The organism is Klebsiella sp. w6, from assembly GCF_033100215.1.
Taxonomy (GTDB): domain Bacteria; phylum Pseudomonadota; class Gammaproteobacteria; order Enterobacterales; family Enterobacteriaceae; genus Klebsiella; species Klebsiella variicola.
In genome coordinates this window covers 2,053,507-2,071,418 of sequence record NZ_CP136907.1, presented here as the reverse complement: position 1 = coordinate 2,071,418, position 17,912 = coordinate 2,053,507, and the positions used below count along the sequence as shown (strand labels likewise).

At 62.8% G+C, this 17,912-nt stretch carries 12 protein-coding genes; 4 read left to right on the top strand and 8 right to left on the bottom strand.

Annotation, left to right across the window (positions count from 1 at the left end):
* Positions 1-193: 193 nt before the first annotated feature.
* Positions 194-1,582: a NarK family nitrate/nitrite MFS transporter gene (locus R0140_RS09965; protein ID WP_032733224.1), complete on the bottom strand. Its 1,389-nt coding sequence runs from the start codon at positions 1,580-1,582 to the stop codon at positions 194-196.
* Between the two features lie 311 nt (positions 1,583-1,893).
* Here R0140_RS09965 and narX point away from each other — a divergent pair, with 311 nt between their 5' ends.
* Both narX and narL read left to right on the top strand, forming a co-directional pair.
* A complete protein-coding gene (gene narX / locus R0140_RS09960; RefSeq protein WP_032741175.1) occupies positions 1,894-3,672 on the top strand; it encodes a nitrate/nitrite two-component system sensor histidine kinase NarX in 1,779 nt (592 codons plus the stop codon).
* A 10-nt stretch (positions 3,673-3,682) separates the two neighbouring features.
* Entirely contained in the window at positions 3,683-4,333 is a 651-nt protein-coding gene (gene narL / locus R0140_RS09955; protein ID WP_002910198.1) for a two-component system response regulator NarL, read from the top strand.
* Here narL and R0140_RS09950 read toward each other — a convergent pair.
* The 7 genes from R0140_RS09950 to nasR form a co-directional block, all read right to left on the bottom strand.
* Positions 4,330-5,712, bottom strand: coding sequence for a YchO/YchP family invasin (locus R0140_RS09950; protein ID WP_008804400.1), 1,383 nt, complete (start codon positions 5,710-5,712; stop codon positions 4,330-4,332). The two genes, narL and R0140_RS09950, sit on opposite strands and share 4 nt — an antisense overlap.
* Before the next feature lie 151 nt (positions 5,713-5,863).
* Positions 5,864-8,470 carry a nitrate reductase gene (locus R0140_RS09945; protein ID WP_032741177.1) on the bottom strand — a complete coding sequence of 869 codons (2,607 nt, stop codon included), beginning with the start codon at positions 8,468-8,470 and terminating at the stop codon, positions 5,864-5,866.
* Complete coding sequence (gene nirB, locus R0140_RS09940; RefSeq protein WP_110184951.1) at positions 8,470-12,537, bottom strand: nitrite reductase large subunit NirB; 4,068 nt, start codon at positions 12,535-12,537, stop codon at positions 8,470-8,472. Before nirB ends, R0140_RS09945 begins: the two co-directional genes overlap by 1 nt.
* Before the next feature lie 10 nt (positions 12,538-12,547).
* Positions 12,548-13,336 carry an ABC transporter ATP-binding protein gene (locus tag R0140_RS09935; protein WP_004145418.1) on the bottom strand — a complete coding sequence of 263 codons (789 nt, stop codon included), beginning with the start codon at positions 13,334-13,336 and terminating at the stop codon, positions 12,548-12,550.
* Between the two features lie 9 nt (positions 13,337-13,345).
* The gene (ntrB, locus tag R0140_RS09930; protein ID WP_008804396.1) at positions 13,346-14,230 is read right to left on the bottom strand and encodes a nitrate ABC transporter permease; all 885 of its coding nucleotides are present in this window, start codon (positions 14,228-14,230) and stop codon (positions 13,346-13,348) included.
* Position 14,231: 1 nt separating this feature from the next.
* Complete coding sequence (locus R0140_RS09925; RefSeq protein WP_032432117.1) at positions 14,232-15,488, bottom strand: CmpA/NrtA family ABC transporter substrate-binding protein; 1,257 nt, start codon at positions 15,486-15,488, stop codon at positions 14,232-14,234.
* 242 nt (positions 15,489-15,730) lie between these two features.
* A complete protein-coding gene (nasR, locus tag R0140_RS09920; protein ID WP_008804394.1) occupies positions 15,731-16,912 on the bottom strand; it encodes a nitrate regulatory protein NasR in 1,182 nt (393 codons plus the stop codon).
* Positions 16,913-16,980: 68 nt separating this feature from the next.
* On the opposite strand from nasR, the gene R0140_RS09915 reads away from it, so the two are divergent.
* Together R0140_RS09915 and R0140_RS09910 are read left to right on the top strand one after the other, a co-directional pair.
* Complete coding sequence (locus tag R0140_RS09915; protein WP_012541343.1) at positions 16,981-17,334, top strand: DsrE/DsrF/TusD sulfur relay family protein; 354 nt, start codon at positions 16,981-16,983, stop codon at positions 17,332-17,334.
* A gap of 238 nt (positions 17,335-17,572) precedes the next feature.
* Positions 17,573-17,815 carry a DUF1883 domain-containing protein gene (locus R0140_RS09910; protein WP_002910387.1) on the top strand — a complete coding sequence of 81 codons (243 nt, stop codon included), beginning with the start codon at positions 17,573-17,575 and terminating at the stop codon, positions 17,813-17,815.
* Positions 17,816-17,912 lie beyond the last annotated feature (97 nt).

The window sequence follows — 17,912 nt, the reverse complement described above, 5'->3', positions numbered from 1 at the left end:
TCATCATGGAAGGATTTGTTAACAAAGGAGGTATTAAGGGGTAGAGCCGTTTCGCTGGCAAGCCGTCCCTTCCCGGCTCTGTGGCCAATATGAATCAAATCATCCATTAGTATGTTGTAACTAACGAGTGACATAAAAAAAAGGCGCCGCCCTGGGAGCGCGCCTTTTCAAACGTCATGATTACTACGGCGAATTACTGACGCTTACGGCCGTATACCGCCCAGGTGATGATCACGCAGGCGATATAGAAGATCAGGAAGATTTTCATCGCGCCGGCCGGCGAACCGGTCAGATCCAGCGAGATACCGAACGCTTTCGGGATAAAGAAGCCGCCGATGGCGCCAATGGCGGAGATAAAGCCCAGCGCCGCCGCAGTATCGGTCGCCGCCTCGCGCATCGCTTGCGCTTCGCTGCCGCCCTGGGCCTTCACGCGGTCCATGGTCAGCTTACGGAAAATCACGGAGATCATCTGGAAGGTGGAGGCGCTCCCCAGCCCGGCGGTCAGGAACAGCACCATGAACACCGCGAAGAAGGCGATGAAGTTGCCGCCCTGGCCGTTGGTCGGCAGGGTCAGGAACAGCAGCGCGCAGAAGACAGCCATCACCACAAAGTTAACCAGCGTCACACGGGTCCCGCCGAGGCGGTCGGAAATCGCCCCGCCCATCGAACGCGCCAGCGCGCCAATAAAGGGGCCGAAGAAGGCGTAGTGCAGGATCTGCACGTCCGGGAACTGGGTTTTCGACAGCATGGCGAAGCCGGCGGAGAATCCGATGAAGGAGCCAAAGGTGGCCAGATAGAGCAGCGCCATAATCCACAGGTGCAGGCGTTTGAGCACTGGCAGCTGTTCGCTCAGCGAGGCTTTAGAAGCCGACAGGTCGTTCATAAAGAACCACGCCGCCAGGGTGAAAATAATCAGGAAAGGTACCCAGATCCACGCGGCGTTTTCCAGATACAGCATTGAGCCGTCCGGCTGCTCGCTGCCGGTCCCGCCAAAAAAGGCAAACACTGAGACCGACACCACCAGCGGCGCGACCAGCTGCATCACGCTGACGCCCATATTACCAAGGCCGCCATTGACGCCGAGCGCCCCGCCCTGCTTCGCTTTCGGGAAGAAGAAGCTGATGTTAGCCATACTGGAGGCAAAGTTGGCCCCGGCGAAGCCGCACAGCAGCGAGATAATCACGAAGACGCTAAACGGCGTGGAAGTATCCTGGACCGCAAAGCCCAGCCAGACGCACGGAATAATCATGATCCCGGTGCTGAACGCCGTCCAGCGACGGCCGCCGAACAGCGGCACCATGAAAGCGTAAGGCACGCGCAATAAGGCGCCAGACAGCGCCGGCAGTGCGGTCAGCATAAACAGCTGATCGGTCGTAAACTGAAAGCCCACTTTGTTGAGATTAACGGCGACGGCGCTGAACAACATCCATACGCAGAACGCCAGTAACAGACAGGGAACGGAGATCCATAGATTACGGCTCGCCACACGGTGACCGCGCTGTTGCCAGAATTCAGGATCTTCAGGGCGCCAGTCGGTAATGACCGAGCGGTTAGCCTTCTCCGGGAGGGAAGATTGACTCATAGATACCTCTGATTATTCATATTTCCTGCCGCTACCTTAGGGGTTGCCCGGGGCGGTAAGTTGATATAAATCAAAGGAAAAGCGCGCACTAATTTGTGCAAAAATAAACCATGCTCCGAAGTGAGTAGAGAAAGGTGAGGAAAAAAGTGTGGTTTTTCACGCGGCTGCCGGGTTGCGTATAACCCCACCCCCAATAGCGCCTACCACCGACAATTAAGGAGTAACTCTTTAGGGGTATGGGTATACTCCAGGTGATAGCCGAGAATAAGCGCCACTCCCGGAGAGATCACCGGTCAGGAGCCACGCATTCCATGTTAAAACGTCTTTTTACTCCGCTGACGCTGGTCAATCAACTGGCGTTAATCGTGCTGCTCGCCACCATTATTGGCGTCGCCGGCATGGCGATCTCCGCGCGTCTGGTGAACGGCGTCCAGGGCAGCGCCCACGCGATTAACAAGGCCGGTTCATTGCGTATGCAAAGCTACCGGCTGCTGGCGGCGATCCCGCTGAATGAAAACGATCAAAAGCTGGTGGCGGACATGACCGCCACCGTCTTCAGCCCCGAGCTGCAGAATTCCGCCCGCCGCGACGGCCAGGAACAACAGTTAAAAGCGCTGCAGCAATACTGGCAGCAGGCGCTGGCCCCCGGCATGCAGCGTGCGGTTAACCAGGCGGAAGTGGCCCAGGATGTCGCCGACTTTGTCGATCGTATCGACCAGCTGGTCACCGCATTCGACCACACCACCGAGCAGCGTATCGAGCGGGTAGTCTGGATCCATCGCATTCTCGCCATTGGTATGGCGCTGCTGCTGATTTTTACCATCATCTGGTTACGCGCGCGCCTGCTGCGGCCGTGGAAACAGCTGCTGGGCATGGCGCGGGCGGTCAGCCAGCGCGATTTCACCCAGCGCGCGCACATCAGCGGGCGTAACGAAATGGCGACCCTCGGCATGGCGCTGAATAACATGTCGGAAGAGCTGGCGGAAAGCTACGCGGTGCTCGAGCGGCGGGTGCAGGAGAAGACCGCCGGGCTGGAACAGAAGAACGAGATCCTTGCTTTCTTATGGCAGGCCAATCGCCGGCTGCATGCCAGCGCCCCGCTCTGCGAGCGGATTTCACCGGTACTGAATGGCCTGCAGGGTCTGACGCTGCTGCGCGATATCGAGGTACGGGTTTACGACCTGGAAGACGAAGATAATCACCAGGAGTTTACCTGCCACTCGGATTATGAATGTGATGATAAAGGCTGCTACCTCTGTCCACGCAATCTGCCGCCGCTGCCGGATGGCGGAACAACGCTGAAGTGGCGGCTGTCGGATGCGCATAATCAGTACGGCATTCTGCTGGCGACGCTGCCGGTTGGCCGCCATCTCAGCCACGACCAGCAGCAGCTGGTGGACACTCTGGTGGAACAACTGACCAGTACCCTGGCGCTGGACCGCCATCAGGAGAAACAGCAGCAGCTGATCGTCATGGAAGAGCGGGCCACTATCGCCCGCGAGCTGCACGACTCCATCGCCCAGTCGCTGTCCTGTATGAAGATGCAGGTCAGCTGTCTGCAGATGCAGGGCGACGCCTTACCGGCGGAGAGCCGCCAGCTGCTGGGGCAGATACGCAACGAGCTGAATACCTCCTGGGCCCAGCTGCGGGAGCTGTTAACCACCTTCCGCCTGCAGCTGACCGAGCCGGGACTGCGCCCGGCGCTGGAGGCCAGCTGTCAGGAGTACAGCGCCCACTTCGGCTTTACGGTACAGCTTGATTATCAGCTTCCGCCGCGCTTTGTACCGTCGCATCAGGCCATTCACCTGCTGCAGATCGCCCGCGAAGCGTTAAGCAACGCCCTGAAGCATGCCAGCGCGACCGAAGTGACCGTGACGGTGTCACAACGCGATAATCAGGTCCGTCTGGTGGTGGCGGATAACGGCCGCGGCGTGCCGGATCACGCCGAGCGGAGTAACCATTACGGTTTAATTATTATGCGGGATCGCGCCCAGAGCTTGCGCGGTGACTGTCAGGTACGACGCCGGGAAACCGGCGGAACCGAAGTGATCGTCACGTTTATCCCGGAAAAAACGTTTTCCATCCAATAAGGAGACCCCCATGAGTCAACAGGAACGGGCAACCATCCTTCTCATTGACGACCATCCGATGCTGCGCACCGGCGTGAAACAGTTGATCAGCATGGCGCCGGACATCCAGGTGATTGGCGAGGCCAGCAATGGCGCGCAAGGTATCGAGCTGGCGGAATCGCTGGATCCGGACCTGATCCTGCTCGACCTCAATATGCCGGGCATGAATGGCCTGGAAACGCTGGACAAACTGCGTGAGAAATCCCTTTCTGGCCGGGTGGTGGTCTTTAGCGTCTCCAACCATGAAGAGGACGTTGTCACCGCCCTGAAGCGCGGCGCCGATGGCTATCTGCTGAAAGATATGGAGCCGGAAGATCTGCTGAAAGCCCTGCAGCAGGCCGCCGCCGGAGAGATGGTGTTAAGCGAGGCGTTAACCCCGGTGCTGGCCGCCAGCCTGCGCGCCAACCGCGCCACCTCCGATCGCGACATCAGCCAGTTGACCCCGCGCGAGCGCGACATCCTCAAGCTGATCGCCCAGGGACTACCGAACAAAATGATCGCCCGTCGCCTGGATATCACCGAAAGCACCGTCAAAGTACACGTGAAGCACATGCTGAAGAAAATGAAGCTCAAATCCCGGGTGGAAGCCGCGGTATGGGTCCACCAGGAGAGAATTTTCTAAGGCGAGTCCGTCCAGGAGACGCCTGGCGTGGTGAACTTGACCAGCGGCTCGGTCAGCGCCAGAGCGATCTCATTGGAGGAGACGCGCTGCCCCTGTTTATCCTCCACCACCACCGACAGGCGCCAGCGGTTCGCGGCGCCCGGTTCACTGTTCCACACCGGCATAATGACGCTCCAGCCATCCGCGCTGCTGGCATCCACCGGCGGCGTCAGGCTGAGGGCCTGGGTGTCACCCTGCCAGTGCAGCGCCTTGATGCCATGCAGACTATGGATCTGCAGCTTCAACTGCACCGTCTCCCCGGACTGCAGATCCCAGGGCGGCGTGGCCAGATAGACTGTCAGATTTTTGCGCTGACGATACTCCACCACCGGCAGATTATCCCGCTCCGGACTATCGAAGCGGCTCCCGCGCAGCGAATTGCTGATCGCTACCTCGTCTGCGGCCAGCTGCTGCTTAAGGGGGACGCCAAAGCGATAGTTTAGCTTCAGGCCCACATTGTTCTGGCTGACGCCATTTTCCCCCTGCTTATGCTTAGCGGTAACGGTGACCAGCGGGACCGGGGTGTAATTGAGCCCAACGGAGACGGCTACCGGGTTATGGTAGCCGGTACCGGTGTGAAAAAGATCGACGCTATCGCCGAAGTACTGTTCGACGCTGACGCTGGTATTAATGTGCTGGTAGAATGGTAGCCGCGCCTGGGCGGTGACGTCATACCCTGCGGCCATCCGCTGCTCCTGAGTCTGATTATCGCGCAGTTGCCAGTCGCCCAGCGGATGGTAATAGTTTGCCGACAGGCGAAGATATTCTCCCCACGCCTCCGCGCCGACGCTGCCGCGCGCCAGGCTTTCGCTCAACACTTTGTCGTAAAACGAGTTATAGCCCAGCAGCCAGCCACCGACCCGCCAGCGCTGACCAAGCCCGATGTTGCCCACCAGATCGTTCTCGCGCCGGGTCACCGAATACTGGTTCCACGTCAGGTAACGGTCGTTATCCTGCAACGGCACGAACCAGCTCCCTTTACTGCCGGTGAATTTGCCCTCTTTATCGACCAGCAGGTCGACATTGGCGTTGCCCCACGGCGAGAGCCAGCTCTCCAGCTGATGGCTCACTTCATTGCCGATTTTACTGATGGCGAACAGCTGCGCCTGCTCGCCCGCCGTCAGGCCGTTATCGCTCATGCTGGCCTCGCCAAACTTCTTCGCCACCTCAGCAAAGTGCCGGGCGTCGTCATCGACCTGGGGAGCAATCCCCATATCGGGCAGCGGATCTTGCGCTGGCGCGGGGCGAGTGGTGTCGCTGGCGGTCAGCGCCCAGACGGGAACGCCCGGCAGCAGCAGGAGAAAGGTCAACGTTGGCAACAAACGGAAGGACACAGGCATCAACAGATTTTGAGCAGGCTCACAAAAATGGGAAGAAATGTTAGTTTATCGTTTTTTCCCTGCTCCCGCAGCCCTGTGGGCAATTCCAGGAATATACTGAAACCGGTTGGGCAAGGTGTCGCCCAACCGGAGCCGTCGCTGCGCGCCACCGTTACGCCTGGGTTCGGGTTCGTTGCGCCGCCAGCAGCGCGTTGAGTTCCGGCACGCAGGAGCCGCAGTTGGTCCCGCATTTCAGCTTTCCACCCAGCGCCCCGACGCTGGCGCAGCCGCTGGCGATAGCCTCGTTAATTGACCGTTCCCCCACGCCAAAGCAGCTACAGACGATCCGCCCCCGCGGGGCGACGGCGGCGCCCGGTCGGCCGCTAAGCAACGCATGTCGCTGGACGGCATCGGACGGCGGCGCGGCAAAGGCGGCGCTTATCCATACGCTATCCACCGCCGGCTCGCGCGCATCGCTCCACCAGCCGAGCATCAGACTCCCCTGATGCCAGGCCAGCAGGTTCCATACCGCGCCGCCGTCAGCCACCTGTAGCTGCCAGCCGCGCCGGGCGCACCACGCGCTGATCCACTGTCGGGCAGACGCCTCCCCGGCCAGCGAATAGTGCAGCACGCCAGGCGCTGCCCGCCGCCGCCAGTGCCAGGCCGCTGGAAACGGCAGCGGTTCGCGACAAAGCAGCTCGCTGTGCCAGGCCGGTTGCCAGGCGGCGATGGCCACCGCCGCCTGTTTACTTTCCGGCTGGCCGGAATACGGGTCGGTGACGGCGGCCAGCAGGTTATTCACCCGCCCCTGACGGGCAAACTGATTGTTCCAGTGCATCGGAACAAACAGCGAGCCGGGGCGCTGCCCTTCACTGATCGTCACTTTCGCCACCATCACCCCATGCCGCGACCAGATCCGCGCCAGCCCGTCGGCGGGAAGCTGGTAGCGAACGGCATCCTGCGGCGCCACCTCCACCACCGGCTCCGCGATGTGCTGCATCAGCCGCGGCACCGTGCCGGTACGGGTCATGGTGTGCCACTGATCGCGGATCCGCCCGCTGTTGAGGATCAGCGGATAAAAGACATCGGTTGTCGCCCGGGTCGGTTGAGGCGTCACCGGCACCATCCGCAGCCTGCCATCGCCATGCCAGCCGCGCGCGATATCCCAGGCGGCCTCGCTGCGGCTGACCGGCCAGCGCACCGGCGCCATGGCGTCCCACGCCTCACGGCTGAGATCCGCCAGCGCGCCGATATCAAACGCCCGCTGACCGTCGTTTTCGAAACCGGACAGCGCCGCATGCTCGCGGAAGACGTCATGCGGATGCTGCCAGGCAAACGCCTCGCGATACCCCAGCGCCTGCCCCACTCTGGCGATGATCCACCAGTCCGCTTTCGCCTCCCCCGGCGGCGGCAGGAAGCTGCGCTGACGGGAGATCCGCCGCTCCGAGTTGGTGACCGTGCCATTCTTCTCGCCCCAGGCCAGCGCCGGAAAGCGGATGTGGGCGAAATGTCCGGTATCGGTCTGGGCGGCGACATCCGAGACGATCACCAGCGGACAGGCGGCCAGCGCCTGGCTCACCGCGTGGCTGTCAGGGAGCGACACCACCGGGTTGGTGCCCATGATCCACACCGCTTTCACCTCGCCGCGGCCAATGGCGGCAAACAGCTCCACGGCGGTCAGCCCCGGGGTCTGCGCCAGCCGTTCCGTCCCCCAGAAGCGGGCCAGCCGCTGCAGATCGTCTGGCACAAAATCCATGTGCGCGGCCAGCATCGTCGCCAGCCCGCCGACTTCGCGGCCGCCCATGGCGTTGGGTTGACCGGTCAGCGAAAAGGGGCCGCAGCCGGGGCGGCCATACTTCCCGCTGGCCAGATGGACGTTGATGATGGCGTTACATTTGTCGCTGCCGCTGGCGGATTGATTGATTCCCATGGTGTAGAGGGTGATCGCCCGCGGGGCGGCGATAAACTCGCGATAGAAGGCCGCCACCTCATCGACAGTCAGGCCGCAAAAATCCGCTACCGTCGCCACGTCCCAGCCTCTCGCCTCGGCCAGCGCCTGTGAGCCATCGCGAAAGCCGTCGATGCAGGCTCCGGCCTGCGCCACGGCGTTAAGCAGCCCCACGAACAGCCCACCGTCGCTCCCCGGGGCCAGCGCCAGATGGCGGTCGGCGATCTCGCAGGTGGCGGTGCGCCGGGGGTCGATCACCACGATCCGCAGTCGGGGATTATCCCGCTTCGCCTGCGCCAGCCGCTGGAACAGCACCGGGTGCGCCCAGGCGGCGTTCGAGCCGACCAGCACCACCAGATCGCTGTTTTCCACATCCTCATAGCTACAGGGCACCACATCGGCGCCAAAGGCCCGTTTGTAGCCGGTCACCGCCGACGACATGCACAGCCGCGAATTGGTGTCGATGTTCGCCGCGCCGATAAATCCCTTCATCAGCTTGTTGGCGGCATAGTAATCCTCGGTTAACAGCTGGCCAGAGGCGTAGAAGGCCACCGCCTGCGGGCCGTGCTGGTCGATAACCTGTTGCAGGCGCGCAGCGGTCTCCGCCAGCGCCTGAGGCCAGGCTACCTGCTGGCCGTCCACCTCCGGCGCCAGCAGCCGCCCCGCCAGGCCCGTGGTCTCCCCGAGAGCCGCCCCTTTGACGCACAGGCGGCCGAGGTTGGCCGGGTGCTGATCGTCGCCGCGCACGCTCACCTGCCCCGCATCGTCCACGCTCGCCAGCACCCCGCAGCCTACGCCGCAGTAGGGGCAGGTCGTTCGGATGGTCTGCATCAGGAGGCCTCCGCTCGGGCCAGCAGCTGCTGGCTGCCCACCCACACTTTGCCGTTTTCCACTTTCACCGGCCAGGCGCGTACCGCCTGTTCACTGCCGTCGCACGGCCAGCCGTCGCGCAGGCGGATCCGCTGTTTGTACAGCGGGGAGATCACCACCGGCTCGCCGCCGACGTCCCCTAACAGCCCGCGTGACAGCACGTTGGCCGCGCTGCCCGGCTCGCGGTTGTCCAGGGCGTAGACCCGATCGCCAAAGCGGAACAGGGCAATCTGCCGCTCCCCTAAGCGGGCGCCGATCCCCGCCTGCGCCGGGATGGCGTCAAGGTCGCATACCGCCTGCCACGGCCGGGATGGGAGTTCGCCCTCGGGCAACGTCTCAGTCAGCAACAGCTGCGGCTGACCACGCAGCTCGTGGCGCTGCACCGCCTCGTCCGGCTGGTCGCTGTTCACGAAGGAGCGGAACAGCGCCAGACGCTGCGGATCGTTGAGGGTGGTCTGCCACTCGCACTGGTAGCTGTCGACGATCCGGGCCATCTCCTGCTCCAGCTCCTCGCCAATGCCGAGACTATCCTCCAGCACCACCTGCCGCAGATAGGCGACGCCGCCCTCCAGGTTATCCATCCAGGTGCTGGTCCGCTGCAGGCGATCGGCGGTACGGATATAGAACATCAGCAGACGATCGATGCTGCGGATCAGCGTCGCTTCGTCGAGATCGCTGGCAAACAGGTCGGCGTGACGCGGTTTCATCCCGCCGTTGCCGCAGACGTACAGATTCCAGCCTTTATCGGTGGCAATCACTCCGATATCTTTTCCCTGGGCTTCGGCACATTCGCGGGTGCAGCCGGAGACCGCCATCTTGATTTTGTGCGGGGCGCGCAGCCCTTTATAGCGATGCTCGAGCCGCACGGCGAGCCCGGTGGAGTCCTGCACGCCGTAGCGACACCAGGTTGAGCCGACGCAGGATTTCACCGTGCGCAGCGACTTGCCGTAGGCGTGGCCGGTTTCAAACCCGGCGTCGGCCAGCTCGCGCCAGATAGCCGGCAGCTGTTCCAGCCGCGCGCCAAACAGATCGATACGCTGGCCGCCGGTCACTTTGCTGTAGAGCTGGTAACGTTTGGCGATCTGCCCGATAGCGATCAGCCCGTCCGGCGTCACTTCCCCCGCCGCCATCCGCGGCACCACCGAATAGGTTCCGTCCTTCTGAATGTTGGCGAAATAGCGGTCGTTGGTATCCTGCAGCGGCAGGTGCGCCGGCTTCAGCAGGTACTCGTTCCAGCAGGAAGCCAGCACCGAGGCCACCAGCGGTTTGCAGACATCACAGCCGTGCCCCTGGCCGTAGCGGCTAATGAGCTGCTCGAAGGTATGGATATGATTGACCCGTACCAGGTGGTAAATCTCCTGGCGCGACCACGGGAAATGCTCGCAGACGTCTTTTTTCACTTCGACGCCCTGCTCCGCCAGCTGGTACTCCATCACCTGTTTCACCAGCGCGCTGCAGCCGCCGCAGCCGGTGGCCGCTCTGGTGCAGCTTTTTATCGCCGCCATATCCCCCGCCCCATTGTTCACCGCCTGGCAGATATCGCCTTTGCTGACATTATGGCAGGAGCAGATCGGCGCGCTGTCGGGCAGCGCCGCGACGCCGAGCGCCTTCGGCGCGGCGCCCTCCAGCGCGGGCAGGATCAGGCTCTCCGGACGCGGCGGCAGCGCCATGCCGTTCAGCATCATCTGCAGCAGCGTGGCATAGTCGCTGGCCTCCCCCACCAGCACGCCGCCAAGCAGGGTTTTGCCGTCCTGACTGACGACGATTTTTTTGTACACCTGCTGCGGACCGTCGGTCCATTGATAGCTCTGGCAGCCCGGCGTGCGCCCCTGCGCATCGCCAAATGAGGCGACGTCCACCCCCAGCAGCTTCAGTTTGGTACTCATGTCGGCGCCGCTAAAGCAGGCGTCTTCTCCCGCGAGGGTGGCCGCGGCGATACGCGCCATCTGATAGCCCGGCGCCACCAGACCGTAAATTTTATTGTCCCACAGGGCGCATTCGCCTATCGCCAGCACGTCCGGGTCAGAGGTGCGGCACTGGCCGTCGATGTGAATGCCCCCGCGTTCGCCCACCTGCAGCATGCAACCGCGGGCCAGCGCGTCCTGCGGACGGATCCCCGCCGAGAAGACCACCATGTCGGTCCGCAGCGCGCCGCCGTCGGCAAAGTTCAGCCGCAGGCCGTCGGCCTCGCGCACGATGGCGGTGGTCGCTTTGCTGGTATGCACCCCCACGCCGAGGGCGACGATCTTCTCCCGCAGCATCGCCGCCCCGCCGTTATCCAGCTGGACGGCCATCAGGTTCGGGGCAAACTCCACTACGTGCGTGTCCAGCCCCAGCTGTTTCAGGGCGTTAGCCGCCTCCAGCCCGAGCAGGCCGCCGCCGATAACCACTCCGGTCTTCGCCGCGGCGGCATGGGCGGCGATACGGTCGAGATCGTCAAGAGTGCGGTAGACAAAGCACCCGTCGAGATCGTTGCCAGGGATCGGCGGAACAAAGGGATAGGAGCCGGTCGCCAGCACCAGTTTATCCCAGTGGGTTTCATGTCCCTCGGCGTCTCGCACCAGCCGCGCGTCGCGGTCGATCGTCGCCACCGCCTCGCCGAGGCGGAGTTCGATGCCGTGCTGGTGAAAGAAATCATCGGCCACCAGCGACAGCGATTGAGCGCTGCGCCCGGCGAAATATTCGGAGAGATGGACCCGGTCGTAGGCGGCGTAACGCTCTTCGCCAAACACCACGATTCGATATTGCTGATGCAGGTTGCGGCTCACGCATTGTTCGAGAAAATGGTGGCCGACCATGCCATGTCCCACCAGCACTAATACAGGTTTCGTCATCGTCATTATTCCTGCAGCCTGCGGCTGCGTTGAAGAGGGGTCAAAAAGCCAGTCCGCGGTGGCGGGCTCGTCGCTTTCCAGGCGCGCGGTGAGCGCGGCGGCGGCGGTGCAGTCGCCCATCAGCAGCACGCCGCGCAGGCGGCCGTCGCGCAGCAGCAGGCGACGGTAGTGGCGATCGATGGGGTCCCAGCTGGTATAGATGTCATCCTGTTCGCCGGCCTGCTGCTCCCCGACGCTAAAGAGTTCAATGCCGGTAACCTTCAGGCGGGTCCCGGCGTCCTGCCAGACAAAGCCCTCGCCGGGGGCGCCGCACAGGCGATCCGCCAGTACCTCGGCCTGGCGCAGGCAGGGAGCTACCAGCCCCCAGGTCTGGCCGTCAATTTCGCAACATTCCCCGACGGCGCTGATCCCCGGCAGCGAGGCGGCCATCTGGCGGTCAACCACGATCCCCCGCTGACACAGCACGCCGCTCTGCGCCGCCAGACGGCTGTTAGGCTGCACGCCGGCGGCCAGCACCACTCTGGCGGCACGGAAAGCGCGCCCGTCCGCCAGCCGCACGCCATCCTCTTCGATGGCGGCGATCCGGCATTCCAGCACACAGCGGATGCCGCGCGCTTCAAGCTGCTGCCTGAGCTCATCGGCGGCAAAAGCGTCGGTCAGCGGCGCCATTAATCCGCTGCCACGATGCAGAAGAGTGACCTCCCCGCCGTGGCGACGCAGCGCCGCCGCCGCTTCCACACCCAGAACCCCACCGCCAATCACCACCGCCGGCCCGGGTATCGCCAGAATACGTTCCACGTCCGCCAGGGTGCGGAAGGGGATAACCTGCGGACGATCACGGCCCGGCAGCGGCGGGATAAAGGGCCGCGAACCGGTGGCGAACACCAGCTCGTCCCACGGTAGCCAGGTTTCCGCGATGCGCAGCCGCCGTTGCTCAACATCGACTTCATCGACCGCCTCGCCGGACCGCAGGCACACCCCGTGCCGGGTGTACCACTCCGCCGGCAGCAACGGGAGCTGCGCCGCCGTTTTTTCGCCAGCCAGCAGCGGCGAGAGCTGAATGCGGTTATAGGCCGGATGCGGCTCGTCGCCGACGACAGTAATGGCAAACTGCGCGGGGTCGCGCTCAACCAGTCGCTGCACCAGTCGGGTGGCCGCCATGCCGTTACCGATCACCACCAGTCGCCGCGTCATGACCGCCTCCTCACGCCGCTTTCGGCTGTTTTTCATACAAAAAATGCAGAATCTGCTGGCGCAGATGGTGATACCGGCTGTCGTCCGCCAGCTGAACGCGGTGACGCGGACGCGGCAGATCGACCGCGAGGATCTCGCCCACCGTCGCCGCCGGACCGTTGGTCATCATCAGCACCCGATCCGAGAGCAGCACCGCTTCATCAACGTCGTGGGTGATCATGACGATGGTGGTATTAAGCTCCTGCTGAATATGCATCACCGTGTCCTGGAGGTGGGCGCGGGTCAGCGCGTCCAGGGCGCCGAAGGGCTCATCAAGCAACAGCACCTTCGGCTTCATCGCCAGCGCCCGGGCGATACCTACCCGCTGCTTCATACCGCCGGAGATCTCCCCGGGACGTTTGTGCAGCGCATGCCCCATCTGCACGCGCGCCAGGTTGTGTTCGATCCACTCCCGGCGCTCACTCTTGCTCATGGTGCGACGGAACACCTGATCCACCGCCAGCGCCACATTATCGAAACAGCTCAGCCACGGCAGTAGCGAGTGGTTCTGGAAAACCACCGCCCGCTCCGGCCCGGGCCCGGCGATTTCCCGGTTATCGCACAGCAGTCCGCCCTCGGTGGGCGTCGTGATCCCGGCGATCAGATTCAGCAGGGTCGATTTTCCGCAGCCCGAGTGGCCGATCAGACTGATGGTCTCCCCTTCGACGATATCGAAGGAAACATTCTGCAGCGCCAGGAACTCGCCGCTGGCGGTGTTAAAGCGCTGGCTGACGGCCTGCACCTGAATTAATGGTTTCATGTTGGCTCCTTATTTGTCCTGCCAGCTAAAGCGGCGGGCGAGCAGCATCAGACCCTGCTCCAGCAGCAGGCCGACGACGCCGATAATGACGATGGCGATGATGATGTTTTCCACATTGAGGTTGTTCCACTCGTTCCAGATCCAGAAGCCGATCCCCAACCCGCCGGTGAGCATTTCCGCCGCCACGATCACCAGCCAGGCGATGCCGATGGAGAGACGCACGCCGGTGAGCACCGCCGGCAGCACCGCCGGAAAGAGAATTTTGCGCATCACCGTCCACTCTGAGAGCTGGAGGACGCGGGCGACGTTGAGATAGTCCTGCGGGATCCGCCGCACGCCTTCCGCGGTGTTGATCACCATCGGCCAGATGGAGCAGATAAAAATGGTCCAGCTGGAGGCCGGCTCCGCCTTCTGGAACAGCAGCAGGCCAATCGGCAGCCAGGCCAGCGGGCTGACCGGGCGCAGCAGGGCAATCAGCGGATTAAACATGCGGGCGAAGAACAGCGAACGGCCGATCAAAAACCCCAGCGGAATGCCCGCCAGCGCCGCCAGGCCGAAGCCCACCGCCACGCGCTGCAGGGAGGCCAGCACGTTCCAGCCGATGCCCATGTCATTGGGCCCGTCCTGATAGAACGGATCGGCAAACAGCGTCAGCGCCGAGTCCAGCGTGCTCAGCGGCGTGGGAAAACCTTTGCTGTGCATCGCCGCCAGCTGCCAGGCCAGCAGCAGCACCCCCAACCCCAACAGCGGGGGCAGCAGGCGCTGAATGAGCTCACGCAGCCAGCGCGTGACGGTTGGCGTGGTGCGCCGGACCTGCACCGGCGGCAGGATAATCACTTCGCCAGGCGCGTTCTCCACGCTGACGACCGGTTGCTTACGTTGTGCCTGCTTCATCTCATGCCCCCTTACGTTGAATGGCAAAATGGCGGGCGTAGCCTTCCGGGTCAGACCCGTTCCAGACCGTACCGTCCATCAGTGTGCTGTTACGCATCGTGGCTGCCGGGGTGCTGATCCCGCCGACCGCCTGGGCGGCAGCCTGCCAGACGTCGATGCGGTTAATGCGCGACGCCACCGCGAGGTAATCCGGAGCCTGCTTCAGCAACCCCCAGCGGCGGAACTGGGTGAGGAACCACATTCCGTCCGACAGCCAGGGGAAACTCACCTCGCCCCCGGCCCAGAAGCGCATCGGATGGGCATCCTGCCAGCGGCGGCCGAGACCGTTGTCATACTCCCCAAGCATCCGGCCGGTGAGGTACTGTTCCTTGGTATTGAGCCAGCCGCGTCTGGCGAGCAGGCGGGCCGTCTCCTGAGTGTTCTCCGGCGAGGCGGCGATCCAGCGCTGCGCCTCCATCAGGGCCGCCACCAGCGCGCGGGCGGTGTTCGGGTTGCGTTCCACCCAGTCGCGACGGGTGCCCAGCACCTTTTCCGGATGCTCGGGCCAGATATCCTGGGAAGTGGCCGCGGTGAAGCCAATGCGGTCGTTAATGGCGCGCGCGTTCCACGGCTCGCCGACGCAAAAGCCGCTCATATTGCCGATGCGCATGTTCATCACCATCTGCGGCGGCGGCACCACGACGGTGCGCACATCGTTAAAGGGATCGATGCCGGCGCTCGCCAGCCAGTAGTAGAGCCACATGGCATGGGTGCCGGTGGGAAAGGTATGGGCGAAGGTGTAGCTGCCCGGCGCGCTGCGGTCGATCAGCCGTTTCAGCCCGCCGAGGTCGGTTACCCCTTTCTCCTGCAATTCACCGGAGAGGGTGATGGCCTGACCATTGCGGTTGAGGGTCATCAGATTAGCCATCGCCTGCGGCTTGCTGGCGATCCCCAGTTCAAGACCGTACAGCAGGCCGTAGAGAATATGCGCCGCGTCCAGCTCGCCGGCCACCAGCTTGTCGCGCACCGCCGCCCAGCTGGCTTCCTTACTCGCCACCAGGGTGATGCCATACTTTTTGTCAAACCCCTTCGCCGCGGCGATAGCCAGCGGCGCGCAATCGGTCAGCGGAATAAATCCGACCCGCACGCGGGTTTGCTCCGGTTTGTCCGATCCGCCGGCCCATGCGGCCTGCATCACCCCCGGCAGCAGCATCGCGCCGCCCAGCGCGGCCCCTGCCTGCAGCAAGCGCCGCCGGGAAATTGAAAACTTGTCGCTCATATCCGCTCCACCACGCGCAAAAAAAAAGCGTCCGACAGTGCATACGCACTGCAGGACGCCTTTATCCACGGACACCCGAACCGCCATTGGTTCGTTGTCCGGACTTTTATTCACTCAATAAGTAATGCAAACGGGATGCCAGCTTTGGCAATGGCGCGCTGGCGGGCTTTTTCCCAACGTTGGCCGGTTTTTCACGTAAAAGTGCACCGCCGGCAGGCAGAGAATGCCCATCGATTGTGCATCTACTCCTTTGGTGTTAGCGGCCAAATCGCCTTCACCATCAGCAGCGCGCGGGCTATCTCAACCATGCGCTGGTTTTTGTCCATGGCCATCTTGCGCAGCGTCTGCCAGGCCTGCTCCTCCTGCATTCCCTGGTGCGTCATCAGCAGGCTTTTCGCTTTTTCGATCAGCTTGCGTTCTTCGAGCGCGTCTTTCAGCGAGGCCAGCTGGCTGGAGAGCTGCTGTAGCTCATAGGCCTGCTGGCGCACCAGCGGCAGCAGCTGTTTATCCAGATGCGGCGTCAGAGTATCGACCTCCTCGCCGGCCAGCCAGCCAGGCGCGTCGTCCACTAACAGCGCGTCGGTGGCGTTCAGTAGATCGTCGATCAATTGCTCTTCCACTTCGCGCAGGTGTTCAAGCCGCTGGGTTTGCAGGCCAAACCAGCGCAGCGCCGTTTCCCCGCCGTCGGCGGCCGGCTGGCGGGTGCAGGCGATCCGCCGCAGCTGCTCAATGTCCAGGCCGGCCTGGCATTGGGTGATAAACAGCTGGACGGTCGCCGGGCTGCCCAGCGCCTGAAAGCTGTCGAAGCAGGGCTGCTGACCGTCAATACGGTCCACCAGCTGCTGGCGCAGGCTGTCGCTGAACTCGCCGCGGGTAAAGCCCAGAGCGCCCAGCGCGCGCTCCTGACCCACCAGCTCTTTACCCTGCATAAAGCTGTACAGCGCGACCATGCGGCCGGCCACCGGCGGATCGTCAATGCTGTCATTGAGCTGCGGGACGATATTCAGCAGATGGCGGATGACACGGCTGAACTGCTCCGTCGCGGCTTCCGCGGCAATCTGCCGGCGGGCGATCTGCTCACGCAGCGCCGGAAGCTGCAGCAGATCGCCAACCGCCCTGGCAATGCGCCAGCACAGCGCGCTGCCGGCGACCGTACGTGCCCGTTCGAGGCTGGCATAGAACAGCGCTAACCGCTCATCAACCAGCGCCCCGCCCGCCCGACACTCCGCCGCATACAGTTGGCCGCCCGAGCAAAGAAAAATATTCGACGCCCCGCGCTCACACTGCAGCATATGCACCAGCGCGCTGAGCTGGCTGGCCAGTTCTCCCAGTTGGCTAAGCTGCTGAAGCTGTTGTTTTTGCAGGCGACGCGCCAGCTGCAGCCAGGCCGTCTCATCGTGCGCGTGACCAGTCGTATTATTCATACCCCTCCTCCGGGTTAACGCTTTATACTGCGGTAAAGCAATAACCGTGCCTTTAAGAAGGAGTTTGTATGCAACGTATTGTGATTATCGCCAACGGCGCCGCCTATGGCAGCGAATCCCTGTTCAACAGCCTGCGCCTGGCCATTGCCCTGCGCGAGCAACAGTCCGACCTCGATCTCAAGCTGTTTCTGATGTCCGACGCCGTCACCGCCGGGCTGCGCGGGCAGAAGCCGGCGGAAGGATACAATGTGCAGCAGATGCTGGAGATCCTCACCGCCCAGCAGGTGCCGGTGAAGTTGTGCAAAACCTGCGCGGACGGCCGCGGCGTCAGCGCGCTACCGCTGATTGACGGCGTGGAGGTCGGTACTCTGGTTGAGCTGGCCCAGTGGACGCTGGCGGCAGATAAAGTGCTGACCTTCTGAATGTAGGCCGTCGAACGGGATGAAATGTCACGTATTGGCGCTTGAAGAGACAAAAAAAACGTTAGCTGAATGCTTTCAGGAACAACGTCATTTTTGTTTAATCTTTATCCCTTTTTTTGATCAAAATCAGCATCCCGGCCCGCGCCGTTTGGTGTGATGCACAGAGCAAAGTGTGAACAATATCACGCGAGGACTGGGTGGGCAGGATGCTGTAGCGGGACAGAAACGGGGTACAAAAATGGCGATGGTTAAAGCAAGTTTGACGTTATTTGGTGGTGACACACTGGTGGTGCGGTGTTCAGAGCGCTGCCATATTCATCTAATGAGCGCGAAGGTCCCGGGCGATAGCCATGCGGATATTCTGAGCGTGCAGGATCGGGATAGCGCCTATCTGACGGTGCCCTACAGCGGCACCTGGAACGTGCTTATCGACAGTCACAGCCAGTCACTGGAGCACTCCATCAGCTACGTGCCAGCCTGACAGTTACTATCAGAACATACGCCCGGCCGTGCCGGGCGTGAGATTCATGACAAACCTCATGCAATCATTGTGCTTGCAGATTGCACCAGAAAAATAA